A 15,274-nucleotide genomic window follows, 5' to 3' on the forward strand; every position below is an offset into this window, starting at 1 on the left:
CGTCGAACCAAAGGACGTCAGCAATGACCAGGAAGCACCTCAAGCCGTCCGTCGCGGTCGCGGCATGTGCGGTCGCGACCGTAACGCTCGCCGCCTGCGGTTCCGGCTCAGGCTCCGGCACCAAGGCGAGCGCAGGCCCGGCCTCGTACGTCTCCGGCGGCACGTTCACCGTCGGGCTCAACGACGACCCGGGCAGCCTCTCGCCGCTCACCGGAGTCTCGCTCGTGCAGCGCCAGCTCGTGCCCTACGCCTACGAGTCGCTCGTCTACACCTCGGGGGACGGCCAGTCCCTGCCGTGGCTCGCGAAGAGCTGGACGCAGACCCCCACCTCCGTGACGTACACCCTCAAGGACGGCGTCACCTGTTCCGACGGCAGCGAGTTCACGGCCGCGACGGCCGCGAACAACATCACCTACCAGGCGGACGCCAAGCACGGCACCTTCTGGCACGGCTCCGACGTCACCGCCGACATGAAGGCCACGGCCGAGGGCGACAAGCTCACGATCACCTCGAAGACCGCCAACCCGTTCCTGCTCAGCATGACGGGCGAGGTCGAGATGGTCTGCCAGGGCGGCCTCGACAAGCCCGACTCGCTGAAGAACGCGACCAACGGCACGGCGCTGTTCCGCCTGACCACCGCCAAGGCGGGCAACGAGTACGTCTACACCAAGCGCACCGACTACACCTGGGGACCCCAGGGCGTCACCAGCGGCACCAAGGGACTGCCCGACAAGGTCGTCGGGAAGGTCGTGACCGACGAGTCCACGGCGGCCAACCTGCTGCTGTCCGGCGGACTCAACGCGGCAGCCGTGGCGGGCACCGACCGCGACCGCCTCCAGGCCGCCAAGCTCGCCTCCAAGGGCGTGCCGAACCCGATCGGCGAGATGCTCTTCAACGAGCGCTCCAGCCGGCCGACCTCCGACGAGCGCGTGCGCAAGGCGCTGACCCTCGCCCTCGACCGCTCCTCGGTCGGCGACCTCGTCACCAACGGCCATCCCGAGGAGATGAAGTCGCTGGTCGTCCAGGCGCCGTTCCTGTGCGTCAAGGGCGGCCCGAAGTGGACGCTGCCCGCCACCGACAAGGCGAAGGCCGGCGCGCTGCTGGACGAGGCCGGGTACACGGCCGGCTCCGGCGGCAAGCGCTCCAAGGACGGCAAGCCGCTGACCATCCGCTTCCTGTACGACGCGGGCACGCCCAGCCACTCCGCCGCCGCCGAGGAGATCCAGGCCGAATGGAAGGAGATCGGCGTCGACACCAAGCTCGTCGCCGAGGACCCGACCGGCTGGTCCACCGACCTCTACCAGTCCTACGACTGGGACACCGGCTTCATCCAGCTCGCCCCCAACAAGCCCTCCACGCTCAGCCTGTTCTTCCTCGGCGCCACCAGCGAGAAGGGCGGCTACAACTTCATGGACGTGCAGAATCCCGCGTACAACGACCTGGCCAAGCAGGCGATGACCGCCAAGGACACCACGGCGGCGTGCGACCTGTGGCAGAGCGCGGAGAAGGAACTGATCGACCGGGCCGACGCCTACCCCCTCGCGCAGACCGCGTCGCCGACCTTCTTCAACAAGGCCACCGCCGACGTGCCGTGGGGCATCTCGCCCACGACCATCCGCATGCTGGGCTGACAGCATGACGATCCCTTCGAACGCGGTCACCACCGCGGCGCCCCCCGAGCAGGCCGAACCGGCCGCCGCTCGGGCCGGGCGCCCCCGGCTCCTGGCCGGATCGCCGAGGCTCGAATTCGTCCTGCGACGACTGCGTCGCGCGGCGATCTCGTTCGCCGTCGTGCTGGTGGCGTCGTTCTTCATGGTCCAGCTCGTGCCGGGCGACCCGGTACGAGCGGCCCTGGGGCCCACCGCCCCGCTCTCCACGGTGAACGCGCTGCGGCAGCAACTCGGCCTCGACCAGTCGCTGTGGGCCCAGTTCACCCACTACGTCACCGCGCTGCTGCACGGCGACCTCGGTACGTCGATCACCTCGCAGCGACCGGTCTCCCAGATCCTCGGCGAGCGGCTGCCCACCACGCTCCTGCTGGCCGTGATCTCCTTCCTCGTCGCCGTCGTCGGCGCGTTCCCGATCGGCGTCGCTACGGCGGTCTCGGCCCGGAGCGGCCGCCGCCGCTTCCTCGACCTGGGGTTGTCGGGGCTGCTCGGCGTCCTCATCGCGATCCCGAACTTCCTGCTCGCGGTGCTGCTCATCGCGACCCTCGGCGTCGGCCTGCCGCTCTTCCCGCCCGCGGGATGGGGCACGCCCAGCCAGGCGGTGCTGCCCGTGCTCGCGCTGGCCATCGGGCCGCTGGCCTACCTGGCCCGGATCGTGCACATCGAGATGCTGCGCGTGCTGGACGCCCCGTACCTGACCACCGCGCGCAGCAAACGGCTGCCCGGCCGACTGCTGTACCTGCGGCACGCGCTGCCCAACATCGTCACCGCCGCCCTCACCGCGGGCGGCGTGGTGCTCGTCGGACTCGTCGCGGGCACCGTGCTCGTGGAGACGGTGTTCACCGTGCCCGGCATCGGGTCCACGATCGTCTCCTCGATCACGGCCAAGGACTACCCGCTGATCCAGGGGATCGTGCTCGTGTACGCGCTGCTCGTCCTCGGGGCGAACCTCGTCATCGACTTCGCCATCGCGATCCTGGACCCGCGCTCGACGATCGCGGAGGCATGACCATGCTGCGCCGTACCCTCCTCACCCCGCAGGGCATCGCCGTACTCGCCGGTCTCACGCTCGTCGTGCTCGCCGCGGTCGTCGGCCCCTTCGTGTTCGACCACGCGGCCACCACCCGGAACATCGCGGGCCGCCAGGCGCCGGTCAGCCTCGCCCACCCCTTCGGCACCGACGAACTCGGCCGCGACCTGTTCGCCCGCACCGTCGTCGCCACCCGCCTGTCGGTGCTGCTGACCCTGGGCGCCGCGGCCGTCTCCGTCGCGGGCGGCGTCGTGCTCGGCGTCGTCGCGGCGGTGCTGCCGCGCGCGCCGCGCCGCCTGGTCACCGCCTTCATCGACATCCTGCTGTCCTTCCCGTGGCTGCTTCTCGCGCTGTTCTTCTCCGTCATCTGGGGCGCGACGGCGCGCGGCGCGATGTTCGCGATCGGTTTCGCGGGCGTCCCGGTCTTCGCGCGCCTGGTCTCCACGCTCGCCTCGTCGGTCGCCAACACCGACTACGTGCACGCCGCGCGGCTGGTCGGCAGCCCGCCGCTGCGCACCGCGAGGCGGCACGTCCTGCCGAACATCCTGCCGCCGCTGGTCGTCAACATCGCCGCGCACGCGTCGGCCACGCTGCTCTCCTTCGCCGCGCTGTCCTTCCTCGGCCTGGGCGTGCAGCCCACGCAGTACGACTGGGGACGACTGCTCAACGAGGGTTCCAAGCGCATCTACTCGGCGCCGATGGCGGCGATCGGTCCGGGCATCGCGATCGTGCTCACCGGTGTGCTGTTCTCACTGCTGGGCGAGGTGCTCAGCCAGTCCCGCGCCCGGACCGTGCACGCCGTACGCCCCCGGTCGGACGGCGCGGGCGTCACCCCGGCCGAGGGCGAGGCCGTCGCCGAGGTGAAGAACCTGCGGGTCTCCTTCCGCGCCGACGACGGTTCCCTGGTCCAGCGGGTGCACGGCGTGGACCTGACGATCGGGCCGGGGGAGGTCGTCGGCATCGTCGGCGAGTCGGGCTCCGGCAAGTCGGTCACCGCCATGGCCCTGGCCGGACTGCTCGGCCCCGAGGCGCTGGTGGAGAGCGAACGCCTGGTCTTCCGCGGCATCGACATGGAACGCCGGCCCAGGTCCGCCGAGCGCCGCAGGCTCGGCCTGGAACAGGCGATGATCTTCCAGGACCCGCTGTCCTCGCTGAACCCGGCCCTCACCGTCGGCCGGCAGCTCACCGAGGCCAGCGAGATCCACGCGGGTGTGGCACGCGGCGCCGCGACGAAGCGGGCCCTGGACGCCCTCGCCCTGGTACGTATCCCCGAGCCGGAACGGCGGATCCGGCAGCTGCCCCACGAGTTCTCCGGCGGCATGCGACAGCGCGCCATGATCGCGATGGGCCTGATGGGGACCCCCCGGCTGATCATCGCCGACGAGCCCACGACCGCGCTCGACGTGACGGTGCAGCGGCAGGTGATGCGCGCGCTGCGCGACGCCCGCGAGCGGACCGGGGCCGCGATCCTGCTGATCTCCCACGACATCGCCCTGGTGAGCGGCTTCTGCGACCGCGTCGGCGTCATGCGGGACGGCGTGGTGGTCGAATGGCTGGACGCGCGCCGGCTGGACGAGGCGCGGCACCCGTACACGCGCGGTCTGATCGCCTGCGTGCCCGACATGACGACCGACAGGACCCGCGCGCTGCCGGTGGTCGGCGTCGCCGCACAGGAGGAGGCGACCGCGTGAGCACGCTCGAATTCGACCACGTCACGGTGCGCTTCGGCCACGGCCGGGCCGCCCGGACGGCCGTCGACGACGCCTCGCTCGTCGTCCGCTCCGGCCGGACGCTCGGGCTCGTCGGCGAGTCGGGGTCGGGCAAGTCGACCATGGCGCGGGTCGCCGTGGGGCTGGCGCGCGCCGACGCGGGCACCGTACGTCTCGACGGCGTCGACCTCACCGGCCGCTCGCGCGAGGCCAAACTGGCCCGCCGCCGGGTGCAGATGGTCTTCCAGGACCCGCTCGCGGCGCTCGACCCGCGGATGCCCGTGGGCGTCTCCGTCGCCGAGGGCCTGCTCGCCACCGGCCGGCGGCTCAACCGGACCGACCGGGAGGCACGGGTCCGCGAACTGCTCGACCTCGTCCACATCGACCCGTCCCGGGCGGGGGAGCGACCGGCCCGCTTCTCCGGCGGCCAGCGGCAACGGATCACCATCGCGCGGGCGCTGGCGGCCGAACCCGCCGTACTCGTCGCCGACGAGATCACCTCGGCGCTCGACGTCAGCGTCCAGGGCGTGGTCCTGAATCTGCTGCGCGAGCTCCAGAGCGAACTCGACCTGACCATGCTGTTCATCTCGCACAACCTCGCCGTGGTGCGCTACGTGAGCGACGAGGTCACCGTCATGCGGGCCGGCCGCGTCGTCGAGCACGGGCCCACCGACGCCGTGCTCGCCGACCCCGCCGATCCGTACACCCGCGAACTGCTGCGGTCGATCCCCGTCATGGGAAGGCCGCTCGACCTCGACGACCTCGACAGCGCTCCCGACCTCGACGGTGCTCCCGACCTCGACAGTGCTGCCGACCTCGACTACACCACCGACCTCGACAAGGCTCCCGCACGCGAGAGCACCCCCGACCTCGACACCAGCCTCGACCTCGACGGCACCCCTCGACCCTGAAGACCCCTGAAGACCCCTGAGAACCGGAGGAACACCTGAGATGCGGTCGCCCATGAGCTCCGTGCCCGACCTCGTCCTGCGCCGCGCGCGCGTCCCGCGCACCACGGGTCAGTGGGACCTCGTGCTGCGCGACGGCCTGATCGCGAGCGTCGCGCCGACCGGCGGCGAACTCCCGTCGGCGGCGGCCCTCGACCTCGACGGGCGCTTCGTGCGCCCCGGCCTGTGGGACGCGCACACCCACTTCGACCAGTGGGTCATCCGCAGCCGCCGGGTCGACCTCGCCCCGGCCGCGTCCGCCGCGCACGCGGCGACGATCATGCGCGAGGCGCTGGCCGCCACCGCGTCCGACCTCCTGGTCGGCTACGGCTTCCGGGACGCGCTGTGGCCCGACGCCCCGAGCCTCGCCGCCCTCGACGCGATCTCGGCCGACCGCGGCCTGGTGCTCGTCTCCGGCGACCTGCACTGCGGCTGGATCAACTCCGCCGCCGCGCGCCGCCTCGGCGTGCGCCCGCCCGAGGACGGCATGCTGCGCGAGACCGAGTGGATCGGCACGCTCGACGTCCTCGACCGCGACCACCGGCCCGAGGCGGCCGATCACCGGGCCGCGGCGCAGGCCGCCGCGGCCAGGGGAGTCGTCGGGATCGTGGACTTCGAGAACGCCGACATCACCCGCTTCTGGCCCGAGCGGGTCGCCGCCGGAGTGACCGCGCTGCGCGTGGAGGCGTCGGTGTGGCCCGACCGGCTCGACGACGCGATCGGGCGCGGCCTGCGGACCGGCGACGTCCTCGAACCGAGCGGGCTCATCACCATGGGGCGGCTCAAGATCGTGGTCGACGGCTCCCTCAACACCCGTACGGCGCTGTGCTGGGACCCCTACCCGGGGCTGCCCGCCGACCACCCGCACCCGTGCGGAGTGCAGTCCGTCGCACCCGAGCGGGTCGGGGAACTGCTCGCCCGCGCGGACGCGGCGGGCATCGCGGCGGCCGTCCACGCCATCGGCGACCGCGCCAACACCCAGGTGATCGACGCCTTCGAGCGCCTGGGCATACCGGGCACCGTCGAGCACGCGCAGCTCGTGTCCGCCGCCGACTTCGCCCGCTTCGGCCGGCTCGGCCTGGTCGCGAGCGTGCAGCCCGAGCACGCCATGGACGACCGCGACGTCGCCGACACGCACTGGGCGGGCCGCGGCGACCGGGCGTTCGCGTTCCGCTCGCTGCTGGACGCGGGGGCGATCCTCGCGCTCGGCTCCGACGCGCCCGTCTCGCCGCTCGACCCCTGGGTGGCGATCAGCGCCGCCGTCTCGCGCAGCCGCGACGGCCGCGAGCCCTGGCACCCGGACGAGCGGATCACCCGCGAGGCGGCCCTGTCCGCGAGCGCCCGCGGCCGGATGGACGTGACGGCCGGTGACCCGGCCGACCTCGTCGTCCTCGACGAGGACCCGCTGGAGCTGGACGCCGAAGCGCTGCGCACCCTGCCGGTCGCCGCCACCGTGCTGGGCGGCCGGCCCACCTGGACGAACCTGTAGGAGATCCGATGCCCACCCTCATCACACCCGCCGGCATCGAGGTCCACTACGAGACCGACGGCGACCCGGCCGGGCGGCCATTGGTGCTCGTGCACGGCGGCGGCGCCCAGCTCATCGGCTGGCACGACGAATTCGTGGCGCGGCTGGCCGACGCGGGCTTCTTCGTCGTACGCCCGGACAACCGCGACGTCGGGCTCTCCCAGCAGACCGGCGGACCCGACGAGTTCGCCGCCACGTACGACCTCTCCGACATGGCCGACGACGTCGTCGCGCTCCTGGACCACCTCGGCATCGGCAGTGCGCACCTGGCCGGTATGTCGATGGGCGGCTACATCGCGCAGTTGGTCGCGATCGAGCACCCCGAACGGGTCGCGAGCCTCGGCCTGATGTCGACCTCGCCGTCGAGTGAGCCGGAGTTCCTGGTCGGGACGCACGGGGACGGTCAGCCGGTGTCGCGGGCGCCCGAACTTCTCGGCCGGGCGGCCTACATCGAGATGTTCGTCGGCGGCCAGCGGAGCTACCAGTCGCCGGGCTTCCCCTTCGACGCCGAGGAGTCGGCGGCCCTCGGCGCCCGCTACTACGACCGGGTCTACCGGCCAGACGGCCTGGTGCGGCAGTGGAACGCCATGCTGCGCGGCCCGTTGGAGCGCCGCGACGACCTGTGCGAGGTCACGGTGCCGACGCTGGTCATCCACGGGCGCGGCGACCAGTCCCTGCACTGGCGGGCCGCGCTGGCCTTCGCCGAGATCATGCCGCGGGCCGAGGTGCACCTCTATGAGGAGATGGGCCACGACATCCCGCGGGAGCTGTGGCCCGACTTCGTCCGGGCGTTCGCCCGTACGGCGGCGCGAGCGGAGCGCGGCGACCATGCGTGAGACCCCCGAGTACACCGGCGGCGGCCTCGCCTGGGCCGCGGACCTGCTGCGCGGACATCCCTGGGCGACCATGGTGTCCAACGGCGCTGACGGCGCGGGGCCCGTCGTCTCGCACTACCCCTTCCTGATCGAGGAGCCCGAGGAGCCCGGGGAGCCCGGGGAGTCCGGGGCCCCCGAAGACTCCACAGCCCCCGGCGAACTGGTGCTGGTCAGCCATGTCGGCCGCCCCGACGAGGCGCTGCACCGGCTCGGCACCCAGGAGCTGTGCGTGGTCGTCTACGGCCCCAGCGGCTACATCTCGCCGAGCTGGTACGACCTGCCCACCGCCGTACCCACCTGGAACTTCGCCACCGCGCACCTGTACGGCGTACCCGACATCCTCCCCGACGAGGAGAATCTGGCCGTGCTCGACCGGCTCGTGGCCCACTTCGAGGCGCCCGTGCCCAACCCGTTCCTGATGCGCGGCACTGCGGAGAACGCCGCCTACGCGCAGCGCATCGTGCACGGCACGGTCGGCTTCCGGATGCGGGTCACCCGGGCGGTCACCAAGGAGAAGATGAGCCAGGACAAGCCCGAACCGGTCGTCGTGCGCATCCTCGCGGCGCTCGACGGGGACGGCCCGTACGCGAACCCCGGGCTGGCCGCCCGGATGCGTGCCGTGCGCCGGTGAGAACGCGGTGCCCGGCGCCGCCAGCCAGACGAGATTTTGCGGACACGCCCTAGCGGCGGCTGGCGCCGAGCAGCCGCACCCGGCAGGCGAGTTCGACCGCGAAGCGCGTGTCCGGGTCGTCGAGATCGAGCTGGAGCGTGTCGCGGACGCGCTTGAGCCGGTAGCCGACGGCGTTGGGGTGCAGATTCAGCTCGCGGCCCGCGTGGGCCAGGGAGTTGCGGTGCGACAGGTAGGCGAGCAGCGTCTGCACCGAGATGTGCGCCCGCTCGGGGCCGAGCGCGTCCAGCGGCAGCAGGATGTCCGCCAGCAGGCTGCGGCTGGTCGGGGAGGCGTACACGTCGAGCAGCACCCGGCGCAGGCCCGTCACGTCTGTCAGTTCGACGCTGCCGAGGCGCCCGGCCGCGATGGCGGAACCGGCGGCGATCCGCGCCTCCGCGGCGGACGAACGCAGCCCCGCCGCGCCCGTCTGCGGGGTGCCGAGGCCGAGTGTGTACTCCCACCCGTGCCCGGTCAGGCCGCGCGCGTACTCCTGGAGCCGGACGGCCACCTCCCGCAGCCGCCGCTGGTGGTCGCCCGCGCCGTGCTCTTCCGTGCTGACCAGGAGCAGGTCGTCCTGGACGAACGCGACATGCCACATCTCGTCCCGGCCGTCGACCAGTTGGAGCGCGAACAGCTCGAGCGCGGGCTGCACGCTGCGCGGAGCCCGCGCCTCGGGGTTGTCGAGACCGGTCGGGACCAGCCAGGCCGCGACGTGCGAGAGCTGGAGGGGGAGCCCGAGCATCGCGGCCTGGCCGACGAAGCCCTCGACCCGGTGGGACTCGGCGAGCACCAGCTCGACGATGAGGTCCGCCCGCGACTGGGTGGGCGCGAAACGGTCGCTGATCTGGCGCTGGGCGGCCCGCGACAGCAGCGAGGCGACGACGGGCAGGGCGATGGCCATCGCCGGGTCCGACCGGTTCCCGACGAGCCGCCCGATCGGCACCTCGCCGACGCAGACCGCGTCGGCCGCCGACCAGGTCACGGAGGCGTCCTCCACCAGGGCGAGCTCCGAGCCGAGCATGCGGTTGGCCTCGGCGAGGATGTGCTCGGGCGTCCCGTCCGGCCCCGCCGCGGCCTCGGTGGCCTTCTCGATGGCGTGCGTCGCCCGCATGATCGCCTCGGACGCGCCGCCCGACAGCAGCCGGTCGACCACGAGGGCCAGATCCGCCGACCGCGCGTCGGGAGCGGCGAAGACCGGCACACCACCGCGGTCGGCGAGCACCCTGGCGGTGTCGGGCAGGGTCAGCTCGGTCGTGAACACGAGCCCCGCGACCTCGCGCGCGCTCGCCTGACGCAGCGCCACGTCCAGCCGGTAGGGCGGCGGGTGCTCGGTGCCCGGAACGATGACGAGGGTTCCGGCGGGCACGGTGCCCAGCAGGTCGAGCGGGGAGACGTCCACCCGTACGACGGCGCGCCCGTCCGCGGGCCCGGCGCTGTGCCGGATGCCGAGGCGGTCGCCCTGGGCGGCGAGGTCGGAGACGGTCAGTTGTGCCATCAGCACAGTATGACGCGATTCTCTGGACTGTCGGGCCATAGGTGCGCTCAGGGCGCCGCCATATCGTGAGGCCCATGGTTCACACACCCCCCGACGCGCCCGCCCCTCACAGGGCCTCCGCCGTCGCGGCCTCAGACGTCGCGGCGCTGGCCGCGGGCACAGCGATCTTCGGCACCGGGGGCGGCGGGGCGGTCTACACCTCGCAGATCGTCGCCGAGGAAACGCTCCGCGCGAACGGCCCGGTGCCGCTGGTCACCGTCGACGATCTCGGCCCCGACGACCTGGTGATCCTCATGTCGGGCATCGGCGCCCCCACCGTGGGCATCGAGATGCTCTCCTCCAACCGTCAGGTCGACCTCCTCGTCCGCGAGGCCGAGGCCGTCGCCGGCCGCCCCATCACCGCTCTCATGGCCGCGGAGATCGGCGGCAGCAACGGCGTCGGGCCGGTGGGCTGGGCCTCCCGCCTCGGGCTGAAACTGCTCGACGCCGACGGCATGGGCCGGGCCTTCCCCGACGCGGCGATGGTCGCCATGAACGTCGCCGGAGTCCCGTGCGACTTCTCCGTCCTGAGCGACGTGGTCGGCAACGTCTCGGTGCTCAAGACCGTCGACCTGCACTGGCTGGAGCGGCACGCGCGCGCCCTCACCGTCGCCAGCGGCTCCATCTGCCTCGGCGTGCACTACCCCCTCACGGCCGAGACGGCCAAGGGCGCCGTCGTCGAGGGCACGGTCAGCGCCGCCGTCCGCGTCGGCCACGCGCTGCTCTCCTCACCCGAGCCGGTCGCCGCCGTGGCCGCGGAACTCGGCGGCTCGATCCTGCTCACCGGCAAGATCACCGACCTCGACCGCCGCACTGTCGGCGGCTTCTCCCGCGGCTCCGTGACGATCGCCGGTACGGGCACCGACCGCGGCAGGCTCCAGCGCCTGGAGATCCAGAACGAGAACCTGGTCGTGCTGGAGGACGGCGAAGTGCTCGTGAGCGTCCCCGACAACGTCACCATCATCGACGCCGAGACCGGCCACGCGATCACCACCGAGATGCTGCGGTACGGCCAGCGCGTCTCCGTACTCGCCTGGGCGTGCGACCCGATCTGGCGGACACCGCGCGGTCTGGAACTGGCCGGACCGCGGGCGTTCGGATACGAGCTGACCTACACCCCCTTCGAAGGAAGCACCCGATGACGGCCACGCGCGATCTCTCCATCGGCGTCGACGTCGGCGGCACCAACACCGACGCCGTCGCCATCGACAGCACCGGCACCGTGCTCGCCCACACCAAACAGCCGACGACCGACGACGTCACCGGCGGCATCAGGGCCGGAATCGCCCATGTGCTCGCGGCGCTCGGCGAGGACCGGTCACGGGTCTCACGGATCATGCTCGGCACGACGCACGCCACCAACGCGATCGTCGCCCGGCGGCAGCTCGACCGGGTGGCGACCATCCGGCTCGGCGCCCCGGCGGCGACCGAGTACCCGCCGCTGCTCGGTTGGCCGGGCGATCTCGCCGGACTCATCCTGGCGGGGTCCGCGATGGTCGGCGGCGGCCACATGGTCGACGGCACGCCCATCGCGCCGCTGGACCGGGACGCCATCCTGCGCTTCCTCGACGGACTCGACCACTTCGACGCCGTCGCCGTGACCGGCATCTTCAGCCCCTCGATGCCGGACCAGGAACTCGAGGTCGCCGAACTGCTCCGCGCCCACCTGGGCCCCGACACGCGCGTCTTCCTCAGCCAGGACATCGGTCCCACCGGTCTGCTGGAGCGGGAGAACGCCACCGTCCTGAACGCGGCGCTGCACAGCGTGGCCCGCTCGGTCACCGAGGCCCTGATGACGGTCGTCGACGAGGAGGGGCTCGACGCCGTCACCTTCTTCGCGCAGAACGACGGCACGCTGATGTCGCTGGACTACGCCGCCCAGTACCCGGTGCTCACCATCGGTTCCGGCCCGGCGAACTCCATCCGCGGCGCGGCCTACCTCTCCGGCGCCACCAACGCGATCGTCATCGACGTCGGCGGCACCACCTCCGACCTGGGCGTGGTGGTGAACGGATTCCCCCGCGAGTCCACGCTGCCCCGCGAGATCGGCGGCGTACGGACCAACTTCCGGATGCCCGACATCCTCAGCCTCGGCGTGGGCGGCGGTACGACCATCGACCCGGTGACCGGCGCCGTCGGACCGGGCTCCGTGGGCTACCGGATCGCGACGGAGGGCCTGCTCTTCGGCGGCCGGACGCCGACCCTGACCGACGCGGCAGCCCTCGCGGGCGCCTCGATCGCCGGACGGACCCTCCCCGCCCAGACGGCGGCCGACGAGCAGGTGCTGCGCGCCGCGCTGGAGCGCGCGCACGTGCTGATCGAGGAAGCCGTGGAACGGCTCTCCCTCGGCCGCGCCGACCTGCCGCTCGTGGTGGTCGGCGGCGGCGGCTTCCTCGTACCCGACGACCTGCCCGGCGCCGGTCCCATCGTGCGGCCCGACCACGGCGACGTCGCGAACGCGGTGGGCGCCGCGATCTCGCTCGCCGGAGGCCGCGCCGACCAGATCAGCCCTCTGGAGGACCGTGAGGCGGCCATCGCCCAGGCGTCGGAGGCGGCGATCGCCAAGGCGATCCAGGCGGGCGCCGACCCGCTGGAAGTGGCCGTCGTCGACGTGCTGGAGACGCCCGTCCCTTACAGCGACCGGCCGACCGTGGAAGTGTCGGTCAAGGCCGCGGGACCGCTGGCGCGGCTCGGCGAACGGGCCGCGGCGCGGTGACCGAGTTCACCGCGGGTGACGCGGCGCGCGCCGACCTCGTCGCGCTGCGCCGGGCACTGCACGCCCACCCCGAGGTCGGCCTCGACCTGCCCCGGACGCAGGCGGCGATCGTCACCGCGCTGGACGGCCTCGGCCTGGAGATCACCACCGGGGACGGTCTGACGTCGGTGACGGCCGTGCTGCGCGGCGGCCGGCCGGGCCCCGTCGTCCTGCTGCGCTCCGACATGGACGCCCTGCCGGTCCCGGAGGCCACCGGCCTGCCGTTCGCGGCGGCCAACGGCGCCATGCACGCCTGCGGCCACGACCTGCACATGGCGGGCCTGGTCGGCGCCGCCCGGCTCCTCGCGGCCCGCTGCGCGGAGCTGCCCGGCACCGTCGTGTTCATGTTCCAGCCCGGCGAGGAGGGGTACGCGGGCGGTCGGCTGATGATCGAGGAAGGCGTCCTGGAGGCGGCGGGCGAGCGCCCGGTCGCCGCGTACGCCGTCCATGTCGACTGCGTGACGCCGGGGGGCCGGGCGGTCACCCGGCCGGGTCCGATGATGTCGAGCGTCAGCGCGCTGCACCTCCGGGTGACCGGGACCGGGGGCCACGCCGCCTACCCCCACCACGGGTTCGACCCGGTCCCGGTGGCGGCCGAGATCATCCTCGCGGCGCAGTCCTTCGTGGCGCGCCGGATACCGGTCGCCGACCCGGCCGTGGTCTCGGTGACCCGCGTCTCCTCCGACTCCGCCGCGGGCAACGTCCTCGCCGCCTCCGTCAGCCTGGAGGCGAACATCCGCGCCCTGTCGCCCGCGACGCTCGCGCTGGTACGTGACGGACTCCCGGCGCTGGCCGTCGCGCTCGGCGAGGCGCACGGCTGCGCGGTCGACACCGAGTACGTCGAGTCGTACCCGGTGACGGTCAACGACCCGGCAGAGACCGAACGGGTGCTCGCGCTGCTCGACGAGCGCTACGGCGACCGGGTGGTGCGCCTGCCGTTCCCCGGCATGGCCTCGGAGGACTTCGCCTACGTGCTCGAAAAGGTGCCCGGCACACTGGTCTTCCTCGGCGTACGGCCCGAGGACGGTACGAGCGGCCCGATGCACTCCGAGCGGGCGGTCTTCGACGACTCCCGCCTCGGCGAACACGCGGCGCTCCTGGCGGAACTGGCCTGGCGGCGCCTCGCATCCTGAGGGCCGCCGCGCCCGCCCGCCCGTCGGCTCCCCCTACCGGCGTTCGCTCAGCCGACCGCGCGCTCGAAACACCCGTCCGAGGAGGAAATTGTGCACGCAGGAACCACCACAGGCACCACCGTTCCACAGCGCCGGGTGAGCCGGCTCGCCAACAACTACTCGCCCCTTCCGGTGCGGGCCGAGTCCGCGCGGGGCGTCTGGGTCACGGACGCCTCGGGCAGCCGTTTCCTCGACATGCTCAGCGCCTACTCCGCGATGAACTTCGGCCACGGCAACCCCACCCTGCTCGCGGCGGCCCACGACCAGCTCGCGGCGATGACCCTGATCAGCCGCGCCTACGACCACACCGGGATGGAGCGGTACGCCGCCGCGCTCAGCGACCTGGCCGGCAAGGACATGATGGTGCCGATGAACACCGGCGCGGAGGCCGTCGAGACCGCCGTCAAGGTCGCCAGGAAGTGGGCCTACGAGGTCAAGGGCGTCCGCGAGAACCGGGCCGAGATCATCGTGGCCTCCGGCAACTTCCACGGCCGGACGACCACCGTCGTCGGCTTCTCCGACGACCCCGACGCCAGGAACGGGTTCGGACCGTTCACCCCGGGCTTCGTGACGGTGGCCTACGGCGACGCGGCGGCGCTGGAAGCGGCGATCACCCCCGACACCGCCGCGGTGCTGCTGGAGCCGGTGCAGGGCGAGGCCGGTGTGATCATCCCCGACGCGGGTTATCTGCCCGCGGTGCGCCGGATCTGCGACGAGCAGGGCGTCCTGTTCCTCGCCGACGAGATCCAGTCGGGCCTGGGGCGGACGGGGGAGACCTTCGCCTGCGACCACGTCGCGGTGACGCCCGACGTGTACATCCTGGGCAAGGCGCTCGGCGGCGGCATCGTCCCCGCGTCCGCGGTGGTCGCCGACAGCGACGTCCTCGGTGTCCTGCGCCCGGGGCAGCACGGCTCGACCTTCGGCGGCAACCCGCTGGCCTGCCGGATCGGAACCGCCGTCGTCGATCTGCTGAAGACCGGGGAGTACCAGGAGCGCGCCCGGACCTTGGGGGCGCTCCTGCGCGACGAGCTGGCGCCGTTGGTCGGCCGGGGGCTGGTCTCGGTCCGGACCATCGGGCTGTGGGCGGGGATCGACGTCGACCCCTCGCTCGCCACCGGCCGTACCGTCTGCGAGGAGCTGGCCCGGCGCGGTGTGCTCGCGAAGGACACGCACGGCTCCACCGTGCGGCTCTCGCCTCCCCTGGTGATCGAGCCGAGCGAGCTGTCCTGGGGCGTCGCCCAGCTCGCCGACGTCCTGCGGGCGCTGGCGTAAGCGGTTCCGCCGTCCTCAGGACGGCAGTGACGAGGGCCCGGCATCAGGCCGTCCTGATGGACGGTGGGCCCATCGCCGTCGGTCGGCGCCACAACTATCGTGCGGCGCAGAGGCG

At 73.0% G+C, this 15,274-nt stretch carries 12 protein-coding genes; 11 read left to right on the forward strand and 1 reads right to left on the reverse strand.

Annotated elements, in window-relative coordinates:
• The first annotated feature begins 23 nt into the window (after positions 1–23).
• From BGM09_RS11300 to BGM09_RS11330, 7 genes are read left to right on the forward strand one after another with little or no spacing between them, the layout of a single operon-like run.
• Complete coding sequence (locus BGM09_RS11300) at positions 24–1,631, forward strand: ABC transporter substrate-binding protein (protein ID WP_188281376.1); 1,608 nt, start codon at positions 24–26, stop codon at positions 1,629–1,631.
• Between the two features lie 4 nt (positions 1,632–1,635).
• Positions 1,636–2,676 (forward strand): ABC transporter permease, encoded by a 1,041-nt coding sequence (locus BGM09_RS11305; RefSeq protein WP_188281377.1) that lies wholly within the window; start codon positions 1,636–1,638, stop codon positions 2,674–2,676.
• A 2-nt stretch (positions 2,677–2,678) separates the two neighbouring features.
• Positions 2,679–4,388 (forward strand): dipeptide/oligopeptide/nickel ABC transporter permease/ATP-binding protein, encoded by a 1,710-nt coding sequence (locus tag BGM09_RS11310; protein WP_188281378.1) that lies wholly within the window; start codon positions 2,679–2,681, stop codon positions 4,386–4,388.
• Positions 4,385–5,317 (forward strand): ABC transporter ATP-binding protein, encoded by a 933-nt coding sequence (locus BGM09_RS11315; protein WP_188281379.1) that lies wholly within the window; start codon positions 4,385–4,387, stop codon positions 5,315–5,317. Before BGM09_RS11310 ends, BGM09_RS11315 begins: the two co-directional genes overlap by 4 nt.
• A gap of 40 nt (positions 5,318–5,357) precedes the next feature.
• Positions 5,358–6,842, forward strand: a complete 1,485-nt coding sequence (locus BGM09_RS11320) for an amidohydrolase (RefSeq protein WP_223186660.1) — start codon at positions 5,358–5,360, stop codon at positions 6,840–6,842.
• An 8-nt stretch (positions 6,843–6,850) separates the two neighbouring features.
• Complete coding sequence (locus tag BGM09_RS11325) at positions 6,851–7,717, forward strand: alpha/beta fold hydrolase (RefSeq protein ID WP_188281380.1); 867 nt, start codon at positions 6,851–6,853, stop codon at positions 7,715–7,717.
• The gene (locus tag BGM09_RS11330; RefSeq protein ID WP_188281381.1) at positions 7,710–8,387 is read left to right on the forward strand and encodes an FMN-binding negative transcriptional regulator; all 678 of its coding nucleotides are present in this window, start codon (positions 7,710–7,712) and stop codon (positions 8,385–8,387) included. Before BGM09_RS11325 ends, BGM09_RS11330 begins: the two co-directional genes overlap by 8 nt.
• Before the next feature lie 49 nt (positions 8,388–8,436).
• Here the strand turns inward: BGM09_RS11330 and BGM09_RS11335 are convergent, their stop codons facing one another.
• A complete protein-coding gene (locus tag BGM09_RS11335; protein ID WP_188281382.1) occupies positions 8,437–9,921 on the reverse strand; it encodes a PucR family transcriptional regulator in 1,485 nt (494 codons plus the stop codon).
• A 74-nt stretch (positions 9,922–9,995) separates the two neighbouring features.
• On the opposite strand from BGM09_RS11335, the gene BGM09_RS11340 reads away from it, so the two are divergent.
• The 4 genes from BGM09_RS11340 to rocD all read left to right on the forward strand — a co-directional run bounded on the left by BGM09_RS11340 (position 9,996) and on the right by rocD (position 15,159).
• Positions 9,996–11,102 carry a DUF917 domain-containing protein gene (locus BGM09_RS11340; protein ID WP_188281383.1) on the forward strand — a complete coding sequence of 369 codons (1,107 nt, stop codon included), beginning with the start codon at positions 9,996–9,998 and terminating at the stop codon, positions 11,100–11,102.
• Positions 11,099–12,676, forward strand: a complete 1,578-nt coding sequence (locus BGM09_RS11345; protein WP_188281384.1) for a hydantoinase/oxoprolinase N-terminal domain-containing protein — start codon at positions 11,099–11,101, stop codon at positions 12,674–12,676. The genes BGM09_RS11340 and BGM09_RS11345 overlap by 4 nt, the downstream gene beginning before the upstream one ends.
• Entirely contained in the window at positions 12,673–13,848 is a 1,176-nt protein-coding gene (locus BGM09_RS11350) for a M20 family metallopeptidase (protein WP_188281385.1), read from the forward strand. Before BGM09_RS11345 ends, BGM09_RS11350 begins: the two co-directional genes overlap by 4 nt.
• A gap of 90 nt (positions 13,849–13,938) precedes the next feature.
• On the forward strand, positions 13,939–15,159 hold the full coding sequence (rocD, locus tag BGM09_RS11355) for an ornithine--oxo-acid transaminase (RefSeq protein WP_317452650.1): 1,221 nt from the start codon (positions 13,939–13,941) through the stop codon (positions 15,157–15,159).
• Positions 15,160–15,274: the final 115 nt, after the last annotated feature.

Source organism: Streptomyces sp. CBMA29, assembly GCF_014596445.1.
Lineage (GTDB): Bacteria > Actinomycetota > Actinomycetes > Streptomycetales > Streptomycetaceae > Actinacidiphila.

What these genes read in the sequence shown, in the direction of transcription:
- BGM09_RS11335 (WP_188281382.1), bottom strand. Translation starts at nt 9,921, where the DNA reads ATGGCACAACTGACCGTCTCCGACCTCGCCGCCCAGGGCGACCGCCTC.
- BGM09_RS11330 (WP_188281381.1), top strand. Translation starts at nt 7,710, where the DNA reads ATGCGTGAGACCCCCGAGTACACCGGCGGCGGCCTCGCCTGGGCCGCG.
- BGM09_RS11310 (WP_188281378.1), top strand. Translation starts at nt 2,679, where the DNA reads ATGCTGCGCCGTACCCTCCTCACCCCGCAGGGCATCGCCGTACTCGCC.
- BGM09_RS11305 (WP_188281377.1), top strand. Translation starts at nt 1,636, where the DNA reads ATGACGATCCCTTCGAACGCGGTCACCACCGCGGCGCCCCCCGAGCAG.
- BGM09_RS11320 (WP_223186660.1), top strand. Translation starts at nt 5,358, where the DNA reads ATGCGGTCGCCCATGAGCTCCGTGCCCGACCTCGTCCTGCGCCGCGCG.
- BGM09_RS11345 (WP_188281384.1), top strand. Translation starts at nt 11,099, where the DNA reads ATGACGGCCACGCGCGATCTCTCCATCGGCGTCGACGTCGGCGGCACC.
- BGM09_RS11325 (WP_188281380.1), top strand. Translation starts at nt 6,851, where the DNA reads ATGCCCACCCTCATCACACCCGCCGGCATCGAGGTCCACTACGAGACC.
- BGM09_RS11340 (WP_188281383.1), top strand. Translation starts at nt 9,996, where the DNA reads ATGGTTCACACACCCCCCGACGCGCCCGCCCCTCACAGGGCCTCCGCC.
- BGM09_RS11300 (WP_188281376.1), top strand. Translation starts at nt 24, where the DNA reads ATGACCAGGAAGCACCTCAAGCCGTCCGTCGCGGTCGCGGCATGTGCG.